The sequence below is a fragment of the Halomicronema hongdechloris C2206 genome, from assembly GCF_002075285.3.
GTDB classification, from domain to species: Bacteria; Cyanobacteriota; Cyanobacteriia; order Phormidesmidales; family Phormidesmidaceae; genus Halomicronema_B; species Halomicronema_B hongdechloris.
This window is the reverse complement of the sequence record NZ_CP021983.2, coordinates 4096198-4109390: the sequence shown is the minus strand read 5'-3', so window position 1 is coordinate 4109390 and position 13193 is coordinate 4096198. Positions and strand designations below refer to the sequence as shown.

Below are 13193 nucleotides of genomic sequence, written 5' to 3'. Positions count from 1 at the left end.
GATGTCAATCGAAGAAGAGTCTAAGGCAGTAGTTCGCCAATATGTAGAGGCATTCAATCGAGGTGACCTAGACGCGCTGAAGTCATTACTCACTGAGGACGTCGAGATACAAGGAGTGCTCGACGAGGGTGGTTTTGAGAAAATCGCGCCGATCTGGCGACAATTAATCGAGGGCTACGGCATGCAGCTCAACGTCCAGAGCCTAATAGCGGAGGGAAACGTTGTAGCTGCGAGGTACGTAGAGACGGGAACTTTTCATGTGGCTGCCTTTGGAAACCAGCCAACTGGCAAGTCGTACGAACTGGTTGCGATGGAATGGTTCGAGATAGAGAACGGTAAAATTAAGCGCCGTTGGGGTGCAAGGGATGCTGCGTCGCAGGCTCGGCAGTTGGGCATACCGCTCATTCCATAAACCAAACGGTACTGTCTATGTTTAGTTTGACTGCAATGCCATTGCAAACCCAGACTTTTTCCGTTGAGGCTGCAGACTTTCCACGCCTAGTCGAGGTGTGGAAAGCCGTCGTTCACTTCACTCCCCCATTCACGGTCTTTTCAAGCTGTCGCCGAGCCGTTTCGAATTAGTTCAATGAGCGACCGTAGGGAAAATCCCCAGTCTTCGACGTAACCTCTCCCTGACCCGATAACCAGCTGAGGGGAGACGCAACAGACAGTTCTGTCGTTAAGGGCTGGTGGTCTAGCGAGGGAGAAGTAGGGGTAGGGCTGGCTGCTTGCTTGTGTTGATTGAGGTCTTGGTTAAGTTCTCGAATCCGGCGAGAGAGAAGCCGAATGATATTAACAGCAATGTCTGGGGTTTCCTCAATGGCGTCATAGAGTTGCTGTTGGGTGAGGACCAAACAGTCACAGGGATCTAAGGTAGTTACCGAGGCGGACCGGGGTTCTGCATCAAAGACAGACATCTCACCAAAGCAAGCCCCCGGTTCTAGTTGGGCCAACTCTTGTCCCTTCAAATGAACACTTAATCGTCCAGATACCAAGATGTAAAGGGCTCGCCCTTCTTGCCCCTCGACGATAACGGTATCGTGGCTACCAAAGGAGACTTCTTCCATCACCGACGCCAGGCGCACCAGAAAATCATCCCGCAGTTCCTTAAAGATGGGCACACCTCGGATGAACAGGAGTCGATGAACACTGGTAAGCATTGAGACCGTCGCAGTAAGTTGGTAGAGGGAATCCCTGATCTAAATAGCAGCTGGTTAGCTAGGCTAATCGTAGGACTTACCGTTAGTATGCCCCTGGTGTCAATCACCGTAACGGCAACATGCCTGAGTCACATATGAGTAACATCACTGTCAGTGCCGGTCATGATGACTGAGGTGAGGTTGATGAACTATAGTTCCATTCGGTCATAATTGCCTGCACTTGGGCACTAACGACAGGGTTAGGATCCTGCTGCAACAGGGGAATTAACCTCCTCAGGGTGCGGGGCGAGGCTAACCGCAAGTAGGTGAGAACAGCTTCTCGCACAAAGCTGGTGGGATGACGCAGGGAGGCTAGGGTTTGCTCGGCGGTCAAACTCCAGTGCTGCTGGCGAGCCAGATGAAAGCAGCAGGCCAGGGCCCAATCAGAGAGAAAATGACGCAGCTCTAACAAAAACCGCAGCCGTTGACTGGGGACCATGGGGGTGTAGGACACAATGGCGGTCAACGCATTTAGGCGATCGCGATCGGACCGCTGATCTAAAAGTGCCAAGAAGGTGCGTTTATGGGTGATATCAAGGGCATTGTCGAGGATCTCTAGGCCCCGGGCTCGACTAGTGGGGGATCCTTGCAGACTGGCTTGGGCGGCTTGAATGGTACCCGGGGGAGCCATGAAGCGCAGCAACATGAAACAGCGCTCCAGAGCATCTGCTTCCATGTTGCCAAGGGCCTGGCGTAGTAAATCGGCTGCCTCGCCAGTGACATGGGCTGGCGATAGATCCAGCAGGGCAGCAAGGGTGTGCCCAATTAGGGAGAGTTCCTGACGCAGCAGTTCCTCTAGGCCGGACCGCCCCAATCGGTCTAGAGCACTGTCAATGGTGAAAGAACGCTTCACTCCCTTTTCCTGAAAGAGGCTTAGCAAAATGCGCAGGATCCACCGGCGAGGATTCCCCCAGGAGTTCGCTAGATTGTTGGTTAGGACCATTAGCGCCTGATAGGTGCCGATGTTGCCGATCACATGCCAGGCCTGAACCCTCAGCGTATCCGGCTGATAGGCATCGATGGCTACTCGCTCTAATATGGGTAGGGCATCATCCCCTAGGCGAGTTAAGGCTTGCTGGGCTGCTTCCCGAGTGGATTTGTATTGCAGGGCTTTTAGCAGGGAGGGATAGTATTCTTCTAAGTGGGTAGCTGCGATCGCATCTAGCAAGGCTCGCCGCACCCGCAGGGACGGATCCTGGAGTAGGGTGGGAATATAGAGTCGTAGGGCCTGCAGATAATCGGCCTCCCCCAGGGCACGACAGCCCATGACCCGCTCTCGTTCTTGCTGATGGGTGAGCATCTGGCGCAGGGTATTGGTAGCCTCCGCCCGTTGTTGAGGATTGCCCCGTCGCAGCATCAAGGACGCCGCCGTGCCCCGCACCACCGGGTCGATGTCGGCATCTAGATAGGGACGCAAGGCATTGATATCAGGCGATGGCTCCGTAATCCAGACATAGCGTAGGGCCAGGGCCAACACCTCCGGCTGCCGCGAGGATTGAATCAGGCCGCCTACCGAGTCTAGAAAGACTTCATTGGGATAGGCCAACATGGCCTCCAGACTCTGCCGCTGCAAATTGGGACTTAATTGCCTGAGGCGAGGTGCCAACACCTCCCCCACTCCGCGCGGATCGAGATGGGCCAGTAACTCAATGCAGGAGCGTTTATCGGCCTCAGAACCGGGTTGCTCTAACTGTTCGATGAACGCGCGCTTTAGAACCCGCAAGTTAGCATCAGAGAAGGTGAGCAATCCCTGCTCAGCGCCCAGCACTAGCAAGTTTAAATAGCGCGATCGCAACAGCAGGATAGCCCCCAACCACACCAAGGCCGCCAGAATAATGCCCACCAAAAAGAACTGACTCTGGATCACCACTTGCTGCGGCCATACCTGCCTATTAATGGCCAGAGTGACTAAGATGATGACCCCGGTCATCCCCATAGATAGGGGCTCGGCTAACCCCCCTACCAAAGACTGCAAAGACACCCGACTCCGCTCTGGAATCGGTTGAAACAGCACGGGACGGGTACTGGCCACCAGGGTATAGCGCAACCACTCATCGCAGAACTTGAGCACAACCAAGCCCACGAACAGACTCGTTGTTCCCCATAGGACGCCGTGGCTAAATACCAGGGTGAGGCTACCAACCAGGACAATGGCGCTCGGCAAGATTAGGGTGACCGAGAACACGCCCTGGCGTTCGATCAGACGACTAGAGGTAAACCACTGGGTTAGCAGTTCAATTAACCCCAGTAGGCCACTAAACAGCCCCAGAAACTGTGCGATCGCATTCTCCGGTAAATTGAGCTCAACCTGATTCAGGAACTGAAACTCAATGGAGTAGAGCAAGACCTGCGCCAAGACAAAAAAGCTAAACAGCAGCACCACATACTGCTGTACCGGCCCCTGCAACCGTTGACTCGATGGATGTACGCTCACCTCTTCTAATGGCCGCCGGGGGGCATCGGGGAAGGCATGCTCGTAGGTTTGGCTCAGGTGAACCAGAATCACCGCCCCCACCATCATGACCAGAAACGCCAACAGCAGGACGTTCTCCAGACCCACCCAAGTCAATAGCAGATACACAGAGAAGCCACTCAACACATCGGCGACCAAGTTGCCGCTGCTAATTAAGGGATAAGCCCGCTTAATCTCCCGAATGTTGAAAAGCTGATTAGCCGTAACCGACACATTCAGATCATTGAGGCTGTAGATGGCTTCCATCCACAACCGCATGGCAAAGACGATCCCCGCGACCAAGAAGCCATTGTTGAGCCCCCACCAAAACAGCAGAATTGGTAGTGCCATCAACAGCGCCATCAACACGATGACCCGGCGCAGCGGCAAGAGCCGCTGCAACCATGAGTAGATCACACTCAACCCCAGGCCCACTGCCGCACTGAAAAGATAGATCCAGGGCAGCGACTCGGCTCCATATTCCCCTAAAAATAGGGCAGCTGAGCACACCTCCAACCACAAAATGCCCATGGAGGTGGCCGTATAGGAGGCAAATACCCACAGGGTGCGGCGGCCCTCACCAGGACGCAGATTAACCGCCTGACGTAAGCCCCGCTTTAGAGACGGATAGCGAGCAACCCTGAGTGCCTTCATATCGTAGCAACCTGAGCATTGGCAATGGTTATGGGGACAGTCAAGCCCTACGCCGCAACCCATGCCTGCTTGACGGCACAGCAAGATGAGACAGTAGCGCCAGTTGCCCAGTGCTAGCGGCCCACCCACGACTGCCCCCGTCCGGGTCGTGGTCGGTCGTCTTTCTTGACGTTACCCGCGAAGGCTGGACTTAGACAAGGCTCATTTCTTGGGAGAGAGCATCATCATCATGTTACGTCCCTCGCGCTTAGGAGCTTGCTGCACCTCAGCCACATCGGCTAGATCGTTAGCCATCTGACGCAGTAACTCCTCAGCCAAGTCCGTGTGCTGAATTTCTCGCCCCCGAAACATGACCGTTGCCTTTACCTTATCCCCTGACTTGAGAAAGCGTTGAGCATGCTTAACGCGGACTTTATAGTCATGCTCGTCGATCTTATAGCGCATCTTGACTTCTTTGACGTCTGCGTTGTGTTGACGCTTTTTCGCTTCCCGGGCTCGCTTTTCTTGCTCAAACTTATACTTACCGTAGTCCATGATGCGGCATACGGGGGGCGTTGCCTTATCGCTCACCAACACCAGATCAAGCTGGCGTTCCTCAGCTAGTCTGATCGCATCGCTAGGGCTCATGATTCCCAGCTGTTCCCCATCGGTGCTGATGACGCGGATCTCCGGAAATCGAATGTTTTGGTTAATAGGCGGGGTATTTCGATTACGCATTAGCAGGAATACAAGTAGTGATGACTAACGACGGTTCATGGGGCTGCATCGGACCTGCATAGGCTGAATCACGGAAAAAAACCTGAACTAGGTATAGAATGTACACCGTTTTAACGCATTCTATGGCGTCATGCTATGGCTGTGCTGGTGGCCTACCTAGTCCAAATCCATCTCGATATTAGATGGGATACCTCAAAACAGTGTGAGTCTTTGTTGCGAATTGAAAAGGAAACTGTCAAAAAATAAACTGATTGCCTGGGTCGTCTGGCTGAAGCTGCCCTGAGTAGGGTGCCTTTTCTGGACAACGCTATCAAGACGTTGGGACGGTGGACCTACAATCAGGTAGGTTGGGCAATATGTGTACGGGAGGTTCCCTAACCCTGCTTTAGCATGGTCAACGGTCATCTCCTGGGGAGGGGGCGTGCTAGAAAATGCCTGAGTCTAGAGTACGAATTGAGGCCGACGTATTCTCAGTCATCTGGCTAACACTATATGATTAGAGACTGAGAGTGTTTTGTGCTCTCTGCGGCTAACGCTGGTCCCTTCTGATTCTGAATTCGTGTCTATGCCCATGTCTGAAAGTCTTGCCGTTATGACACCTGCTGTCATGAAGCACACCCTCTCTGTGCTGGTAGAGGATGAAGCAGGGGTGCTGACTCGGATCGCGGGGCTGTTCGCGCGGCGGGGATTTAATATTGAGAGCCTAGCGGTGGGTCCCGCTGAACAGGTGGGGATTTCCCGCATCACTATGGTGGTGCTGGGGGATGACAATTCCATTGAGCAACTGACTAAGCAGCTTTACAAGTTGATCAATGTCCTGAAGGTTCAGGATGTGACAGAGGTGCCTTGCGTTGAGCGGGAGTTAATGTTGCTCAAGGTGAATGCCACCAGTGCCACTCGGTCTGAAATTATTGAGTTTGCCCAAATTTTCCGAGCCCGGGTTGTGGATGTGGCTGAAGATTCGCTGACCTTAGAGGTAGTCGGGGATCCGGGGAAAATGGTAGCTATCGTGCAGGTACTGAATCGCTTCGGCATCCGTGAAATTGCCCGCACCGGTAAAATTGCCCTCACCCGAGAATCTGGTGTCAACACTGAGTACTTAAAATCCCTAGAGAGTAAGCTCTAGGGCGGCAATATTGCTTGCGCTGCAGCACGTGCGGCTACAAAAGGGGATAACTCCTCATCAGGAGGGAGTTGAGTGACGCAAGTGGGCTGCTAGAGCCTGTAGCCCTAACCGATAGCTGTCAGCCCCGAAGCCGCTAATTTGGCCGATAGCAACGGGAGCGATATAGGAATGCTGTCGAAAGGCTTCTCGCCGATAGAGATTACTCAGGTGAACTTCGACAGTCGGTATACCAACGCCAGCAATGGCATCTCGAATGGCCACACTAGTATGGGTATAGGCGCCTGGATTGATGAGCAAGCCATGGCAACGATTCCAGGCACTATGAATTGCCTCTACCAGGTCGCCTTCGTGGTTGGATTGCAAGACTTCGAGCGTTACTAACAACTGCTTTGCTTCTCGGTGCAGCTGCTGGTTGACATCATCAAGGGTTTGCTTACCATAGACTTCTGGCTCTCGCTGACCCAGCAGATTCAAGTTGGGCCCGTGTAAGACCAAGATGGTTAGCAAAGATGCTTCCTATCAGATACAGAGTCTCAGATACGAAGTCCCAGATACGAAGTCAGTAGATATTATTGGCGATCATCCACAGGGACTGGAATGGGCTCGTGGTCTGGTTGAGCTTGGGGACCAAACAGAGCATCAATGAGCTTGTCTACCCATTCTCCCAGCTTTTCGAGAACCTTTTCAATATAATCCATCTGCGAAATACTCCCTTGTCGCCTCGCGGCTTCTTATCCAAGGATACCCAGATCATCAAAAACAAAGAACTCGACAAGGGATGATCCATTGCCGAATTTGCTTGTATCCATAATAACGAATCGGCGGAAATGATCAAGCCGCAGTGGCGATGGGCTTCAGGGAGTCAGGGCCAGGTCAATCACTCAGGGTTGAGGCTAAAAGGGCTCGCCGGAGCTGATCTAGGGCAGAACACCGGCTGACATGGCGAATCCAGTCCCGTCCGCGGGTATCTCCAAACTGATATCGACGACTATGGACTTGGCCATCGCAGGTGGCTAGGCCAATATAAACTAACCCCACTGGTTTTCCGGGGCTGCCTCCATGGGGACCAGCGATGCCAGTAATACTTAGCCCCCAGTCGGTGCCTAGTTGATGCTTAACACCTAGGGCCATTTGCTCGGCCACTGTAGCGCTGACGGCTCCAGCCTGGGCTAATTGATCGGGGTCGACCTTGAGAAGAGCGACTTTGATGCTGTTGTCATAGGCAATAATGCCGCCCCAGAAATAGGCTGAGCTGCCGGGAATGGTGGTTAGCAGTTCTCCTAAGCCTCCACCGGTACAGGATTCAGCTACGGCTAGGGTCTGATGATGCGATCGCAACTGCTCTCCCACCACCGAGGCGAGGCTATCGTCATCGCTGCCGTAGCAGTCGAGGCCACTGATACGACGGAGTTCTGTTTCCACAGGGGCGATCAAAGCAGCCGCATCGGCCTGGGAAGTGCCGCGGGCGGTAATTCGCAACTTCACCTCCCCCCGGCTAGCGTAGGGCGCCACGGTTGGATTCCCTTGTCCCAGCCAGGATGCTACCCGCTCTGCCAAGGCCGATTCACTGATCCCCCAGAAACGCAGGGTACGACTGACAAGAACCCCCTGCACCCACTGTTGTTGCTGTAGATAAGGAACCGCTGTGGCCTGCCACATCCCCTGCATTTCGCTGGGCACACCTGGAAACGTCATGACAATCAACCCCGGCCGGGGTTGCCAGATCATTCCGGGAGCGCTGCCGATGGGATTGGGTAAGATCTCTGCTCCCTCAGGCAATAAGGCTTGCTTGCGATTGCTCTCGGGCATGGCACGTCCCCGTTGGGCAAACTTGGCCTGAATGTCCTGCAAAATCGCCCCATGCTCTACCAAGGGTACATCGAAAAACTCTGCCAGGGTTGGGTGAGTCAGATCGTCCGGGGTGGGGCCTAAGCCACCGGTAAAGATGAGTAAGCGGGCCCGTTCGCAGGCAATAGCCACGGCCCGCTTGATGCGCACAGGATTATCACCTACCACGGTCTGGTAGTAATGGGGAATGCCTAGGTCCGCTAACTGACGAGCTAAAAACTGGGCATTGCGGTTCAAGATATCCCCCAGAAGCAGTTCCGTGCCCACACAAATAATTTCAGCGCTTCCATTCATAACTTCCATTCAAATGTGTTTCGGGGTCAACCGGGCCTCTTCATGGGGTCAGGATTAATCTGGTTACAAGCCAAACCCAATGGTTTACCTGGTGCCATGACTGAATCCTAGCGGGTCTTGCGATACCATGGCTGCGCCCAGTATGCGGAGGAGCGGTATGCACATATCTGGCGTCCCACAGGGAGCTAGTCGTCAGCGGCCCATTGATCGATGGGCCATCGGGCTGTTGTTGGCGGGGCTGCTGTGGCGTCTAGGGGTGGCTAGCGGACTCCCCTTAGGATTCGATGAGGCCTATTACTATCTTTACAGTCGCCACCTACATTGGGGCTATTTCGACCACCCTGCCATGGTGGCCTGGACGACGGGACTGGGCTGGTGGCTGACAGGGTGGCTCTCGCCGCTGACCGTGCGGATAGGGGCACTGCTACTCTATACCGTTAGCCTAGGGCTGCTCTATCTCACCGCCTTTCATCTCTTTGACCGCCGCGCTGCTCGGTTGACCCTAGTCATCGCCACCCTGACTCCCCTATTTCTGGTGGGCTTTGGCATCCTGACATCTCCGGATAATGGGCTCATTTTTTTCTGGAGTCTGGCCCTTTATCTAGCGGCTCAGGAATTCTTTCCCACTAAATTCCCGGAGCGCGACTATCGTCCTACGGCTCGGCTCGGGGGCATTGGTCTATGCTTGGGGGGGGCTTGCCTGAGTAAATACCATGGCTTTGTCTTGGCCCTAGGCCTGGTGGGATTCTGTCTGAGCCAGCGGCCCTACCGGCGAGCCCTGCGGTCGCCATGGTTGCTAGTGGCTCTTGGTCTATTTGCCCTGGTCCTAATCCCTTTGCTGTACTGGAATAGCCAGCATGACTGGATTTCCTTTCGATTCCAGCTGGCCATGCGGTTTGAGGCCGGCGAGGAGCCTACTGCCTACAGCTGGTCGCAAATGCTGGGCTACTGGCTAGCCATCATTGCCTATTTGTTTCCCACCCTGGGGGTTGTGTTCTGGTGGGTGGGGATGCGATCGCTTCTGGGACCATGGTATCAGCGGTTGCGGGGTAAGCCATCAGCCCTATCAGTGCCGTTGCGTCACAAACAGCACTTTATCCTCTGGAGTAGCCTGCCGTTGATCCTAGGGTTTACCTGGCTCGGCGGAAACCAAGCCATTTTGCCGGCCTGGCCAGCTCCAGGCTTTTGGGCATTAACCCTGTTGGTGGGGGCCTATGCTGCCCAATGGCAGACGCACTCGCCCACTTGGGTGCGCCGTTGGCTAGGAGGTACTGGCATCACGGTGGCTACGCTGCTGCTGGTGGCCCTGTCCCACCTCAGTCTCGGTACCCTACAGCGACCTGGGCACTTTGCCGTGGCAGGGGGCATGATTCCGCCCCAGCAGGACGCTTCCACCCAAATGATTGATGTGCTACAACTGCGCCAGCGATTGGCTGAGCAACCTGAGATCATGGAGGCACTGGCAGCGGCTGACTTTATCGTCACCAATGATCTCTTCGTGGCAGGTTACCTGGATATGGCTCTGCAGCCACTCCTCAGTCGTCCCGTTACCTGTTTCAGTCAAGATCCTAGAGGATTTGCCTTTTGGTTCGATCAACGGCAATGGCTAGGGACCGATGCGGTGTTTATGACCACTGCCTGGGCGGCCGATAATGCAGCAGGAATTGAGGGAATTCGGCCCTATTTTGCCAGGGTGGACCCCCTAGCCACGATTCCCCTAGAGCGAGGCAAGATTCCGGTGGAACACGTCATGCTGTACACAGCCGATAACTTGCTGCAGCCCTATGCTTATCCTTACCCCTAGCCAGCCTAGCGGCATTGTTGCCGCACCCACCAACTGGTATAGCTCAGCAGCACCGTCGCCCCAATGGCATAGGTGAGCCCGCTAGGCATCCCAGAAAAAGCCAGAGCCAAGCTGCCGACCCACAGAGTGAGGGCGTAGATGAAGAGCACGGTCAGCCGATGAGACAGGCCAAGATTGAGTAGGCGGTGATGTAAGTGGCGCTTATCGGCAACGAAGGGAGAGGTGCCGGTGCGCAGGCGATCGACGATCACCGCTGACATATCCAAAATGGGTACTGCCAAGATCAAATAGGGTAGGAATACGGCGGCTGTAGTCACACTCTTAACCAGGCCAATCACCCCGACTCCAGCTAGGGTGAAGCCCATAAAATAGGCGCCGCCGTCTCCCATGAAGATCTTGGCGGGGTTGAAATTATAGCGCAGAAATCCTAAAGCTCCTCCAGCCAGAGAGGCGGCAATCAGGGCAGCGGCAGGTTGTTCCATAAATAGGCTCACCACCAACATGATCACGGCAGCGATGCCAGATACCCCAGCGGCCAATCCATCTAAGCCATCGATCCAGTTGATGGCATTGGCCATGCCCACCAGCCATAACACCGTCACCGGTAGGCTGACCCAATCTGGCAGGGAGGTAAGGCCCTGGAAAGGGACGGTCAAAAAGTCAATGCTGACGCCCACATGCCAGGCAATGGAGGCCACCGCTGCCTGCATGAATAGGCGGCTAAAGGGGGATAAGCCAAATAGATCATCCATGAGGCCAATCAGAAAAAAGGCCAAGCCGCCAATAGTGACGCCCCAGATGGCATATTCTTCTGGTGGGGCCAGATGGTTGCCTTGGGCATCGATGAAACCACCACTACCCCAGATCACCAACAGAGCCACCAACGTCCCCAGGAAGATAGAAATGCCTCCTAACCTCACCATCGGTTGCTTATGCACCTTGCGGTTTCCAGGCAAATCAACCCGGCCACTTTTAAGGCCAATTTTTCGAACGATGGGAGTAGCTATCAAGACGACAGCTGCCGAAATTATGAAGGCCAGAAAATGGTATAGGTTGGAGGGCATCTGGACTCTTGCTGCAAAGGGGACATGGAGATTGAGCCATCCTATGAATCACATCCGAGTCTAGACCTAGAGGCTGATTGGGAAAAACGTCTAGATCTAGAGCAGGACTCGATATAGATAAGCAGCCCAACTGCGACGATGAGTCTACGGGGGATGAAACTCCATGCAGATTATGACAGATTGTCTGGAAATAAAAGCAGGTTAAGTGCTGAGTTAAATTGAGTAACCCACGTCACCTGATAGAGGATAGACAGGCCAGGATTTAGGAATCAGGATTTACCATTCCATAGCGCCTGTTGCCGGGTGGGAGTAGAGCTGCCCTTCCATATTTCCTGGTCCCTGAACCCAGCTCATAATCTTCCAATCTACGCTGTAGGCTAGTTTTTTTAGTGCTTTTAGGCCATAGCTGCTACGGGGCCAGCTAGGTGAGAATATAGCGGAAACCGTTCACAGAGAGTCGCTACCCGCTGGCGACAGCTTTGCTTGATGGCATCATCCTCGGGATGGAGGAGTCGGTCGGCGATGATGTCGGCGATCTCGCGGAATTCTGATGTGCCTAAACCACGAGTAGTCATGGCTGGAGACCCCAGCCGCAGACCACTGGTGACGAAGGGAGACTCTGGATCGAAGGGCACCGTATTTTTATTGGCTGTGATATTAACGTCACTCACCAGTTTGTCGGCTTGCTTGCCAGTCATGCCAATGGAGCGGAGATCGAGCAGCAATAAATGGTTGTCGGTACCGCCAGAGACAATCTTGATACCTCGATTAGTTAGCTGATCTGCCATCGCTTGGGCATTGGCGATAACCTGAGCAGAATAGGCTTTGAAGTCAGGTCGTAGGGCTTCCCCGAAGGCGACGGCCTTGGCGATGATCGCATGTTCCAAGGGGCCGCCCTGACTACCGGGGAAGACTGCCTTGTCAAACTTCTTACCCAAGTCGGGATCCCGGGTCAGAATGAGGCCACCCCGGGGACCTCGTAAGGTCTTGTGGGTAGTGGTGGTGACCACATCGCAGTGGGGCAGAGGAGAGGGATGATCCCCCGTGGCGACTAAGCCAGCGATGTGGGCGATATCGGCCATTAGATAAGCTCCGACCTCATCGGCAATCTGTCGAAAGCGATCGAAATGAATGGTGCGAGGATAAGCCGAATAGCCGCAGATGATCAGTTTGGGGCGATGTTGCCGCGCCGCCTCTAGAATTTGGTCGTAGTCAAGTTGTTCGGTGTCGGGGTCAACCCCGTAGTGGCGCACTTCAAACCACTTGCCGGACACATTGACGGGAGACCCGTGGGTCAAGTGGCCACCGTGGGATAAATCCATGCCCATGATGGTGTCTCTTGGCTGCAGGAGAGCCAAGAATACGGCGAAGTTAGCCTGGGCCCCAGAATGGGGTTGGACGTTGGCGTGGGTGGCCCCAAACAGTTGCTTTACCCGGTCAATGGCGAGTTGCTCAGCTTCGTCGATGAACTCGCACCCACCGTAGTAGCGTTTCTTGGGCAGCCCTTCGGCGTATTTATTGGTCAAGACCGATCCCTGGGCGGCGAGAACTGCCGCTGAGGTGAAGTTTTCGCTGGCGATTAGCTCTAGATGATCTCGCTGACGTTGTAGCTCTCGCTGAATGATGGCAGCAGCAGTGGGATCGGACTGAGTGAGAAAATCGAAATTAGTATGCGACACGGGAAAGACCCTCAAACGAGCAAAGATATCTGGGCAACTGGGGAATAGGCTAGGATGGGACGCCTCGGTCGGCTGGCGTTTGTCGCTCAGCACCAATGCCCTGTAGACAGCAGAAGCTGATCTCCTTCTGAGTCCCTTTTATAGTACCGTGCTGGCTGCAGAGGATGGATCCTCGCGGCTGCAGGCATCTCCCCATTCAACTTACACAGCTCGCTTCAGGTTATGAACCCCCTCAGCGCTCCTAAGGGAGCATGGCAATTCCCCCAATTCAAGCGATAACGGGGCTAAGACCTGAAATGTAACGGTTTGAAACATATAATAAGAAGGCGAGGTTGTTAGCAGCAAAAAAGGTAGAG

The 13193-nt window shown here is 54.3% G+C and carries 10 protein-coding genes and 1 pseudogene; 3 read left to right on the top strand and 8 right to left on the bottom strand.

Annotated elements, in window-relative coordinates:
• The first annotated feature begins 1 nt into the window (after position 1).
• Positions 2-412, top strand: a complete 411-nt coding sequence (locus XM38_RS18610) for an ester cyclase (protein ID WP_088430671.1) — start codon at positions 2-4, stop codon at positions 410-412.
• Positions 413-719: 307 nt separating this feature from the next.
• Here XM38_RS18610 and XM38_RS18605 read toward each other — a convergent pair.
• The 3 genes and pseudogenes from XM38_RS18605 to infC form a co-directional block, all read right to left on the bottom strand.
• Positions 720-1160: pseudogene (locus tag XM38_RS18605) on the bottom strand (Crp/Fnr family transcriptional regulator); the annotation flags it as partial.
• A gap of 160 nt (positions 1161-1320) precedes the next feature.
• Positions 1321-4305, bottom strand: coding sequence for a HEAT repeat domain-containing protein (locus XM38_RS18600; RefSeq protein WP_088430669.1), 2985 nt, complete (start codon positions 4303-4305; stop codon positions 1321-1323).
• A 201-nt stretch (positions 4306-4506) separates the two neighbouring features.
• Positions 4507-5022, bottom strand: coding sequence for a translation initiation factor IF-3 (gene infC, locus XM38_RS18595; protein ID WP_080805798.1), 516 nt, complete (start codon positions 5020-5022; stop codon positions 4507-4509).
• Positions 5023-5629: 607 nt separating this feature from the next.
• On the opposite strand from infC, the gene ilvN reads away from it, so the two are divergent.
• Entirely contained in the window at positions 5630-6148 is a 519-nt protein-coding gene (gene ilvN / locus XM38_RS18590) for an acetolactate synthase small subunit (protein WP_080805799.1), read from the top strand.
• 57 nt (positions 6149-6205) lie between these two features.
• Here ilvN and aroQ read toward each other — a convergent pair whose 3' ends face one another.
• From aroQ to XM38_RS18580, 3 genes are all read right to left on the bottom strand, one after another.
• Positions 6206-6655 (bottom strand): type II 3-dehydroquinate dehydratase, encoded by a 450-nt coding sequence (gene aroQ, locus XM38_RS18585; RefSeq protein WP_088430667.1) that lies wholly within the window; start codon positions 6653-6655, stop codon positions 6206-6208.
• 62 nt (positions 6656-6717) lie between these two features.
• On the bottom strand, positions 6718-6846 hold the full coding sequence (locus XM38_RS27915) for a hypothetical protein (RefSeq protein ID WP_256995676.1): 129 nt from the start codon (positions 6844-6846) through the stop codon (positions 6718-6720).
• A 175-nt stretch (positions 6847-7021) separates the two neighbouring features.
• Positions 7022-8290, bottom strand: a complete 1269-nt coding sequence (locus XM38_RS18580) for a competence/damage-inducible protein A (RefSeq protein ID WP_088430665.1) — start codon at positions 8288-8290, stop codon at positions 7022-7024.
• A 157-nt stretch (positions 8291-8447) separates the two neighbouring features.
• Here XM38_RS18580 and XM38_RS18575 point away from each other — a divergent pair, with 157 nt between their 5' ends.
• Positions 8448-10094, top strand: a complete 1647-nt coding sequence (locus XM38_RS18575) for an ArnT family glycosyltransferase (protein ID WP_080805803.1) — start codon at positions 8448-8450, stop codon at positions 10092-10094.
• A 5-nt stretch (positions 10095-10099) separates the two neighbouring features.
• Here the strand turns inward: XM38_RS18575 and XM38_RS18570 are convergent, their stop codons facing one another.
• Together XM38_RS18570 and glyA are read right to left on the bottom strand one after the other, a co-directional pair.
• Positions 10100-11158 carry a glycosyltransferase family 4 protein gene (locus XM38_RS18570; protein ID WP_080805805.1) on the bottom strand — a complete coding sequence of 353 codons (1059 nt, stop codon included), beginning with the start codon at positions 11156-11158 and terminating at the stop codon, positions 10100-10102.
• Positions 11159-11553: 395 nt separating this feature from the next.
• Positions 11554-12837, bottom strand: a complete 1284-nt coding sequence (glyA, locus tag XM38_RS18565; RefSeq protein ID WP_080805849.1) for a serine hydroxymethyltransferase — start codon at positions 12835-12837, stop codon at positions 11554-11556.
• Positions 12838-13193 lie beyond the last annotated feature (356 nt).

Bases quoted from the DNA above. Each gene is read 5' to 3' on its own strand.
- XM38_RS18610 (WP_088430671.1), top strand. From the start codon at position 2: ATGTCAATCGAAGAAGAGTCTAAGGCAGTAGTTCGCCAATATGTAGAG.
- XM38_RS18600 (WP_088430669.1), bottom strand. From the start codon at position 4,305: ATGAAGGCACTCAGGGTTGCTCGCTATCCGTCTCTAAAGCGGGGCTTA.
- infC (WP_080805798.1), bottom strand. From the start codon at position 5,022: ATGCGTAATCGAAATACCCCGCCTATTAACCAAAACATTCGATTTCCG.
- ilvN (WP_080805799.1), top strand. From the start codon at position 5,630: ATGAAGCACACCCTCTCTGTGCTGGTAGAGGATGAAGCAGGGGTGCTG.
- XM38_RS27915 (WP_256995676.1), bottom strand. From the start codon at position 6,846: ATGGATTATATTGAAAAGGTTCTCGAAAAGCTGGGAGAATGGGTAGAC.
- XM38_RS18580 (WP_088430665.1), bottom strand. From the start codon at position 8,290: ATGAATGGAAGCGCTGAAATTATTTGTGTGGGCACGGAACTGCTTCTG.
- XM38_RS18575 (WP_080805803.1), top strand. From the start codon at position 8,448: ATGCACATATCTGGCGTCCCACAGGGAGCTAGTCGTCAGCGGCCCATT.
- XM38_RS18570 (WP_080805805.1), bottom strand. From the start codon at position 11,158: ATGCCCTCCAACCTATACCATTTTCTGGCCTTCATAATTTCGGCAGCT.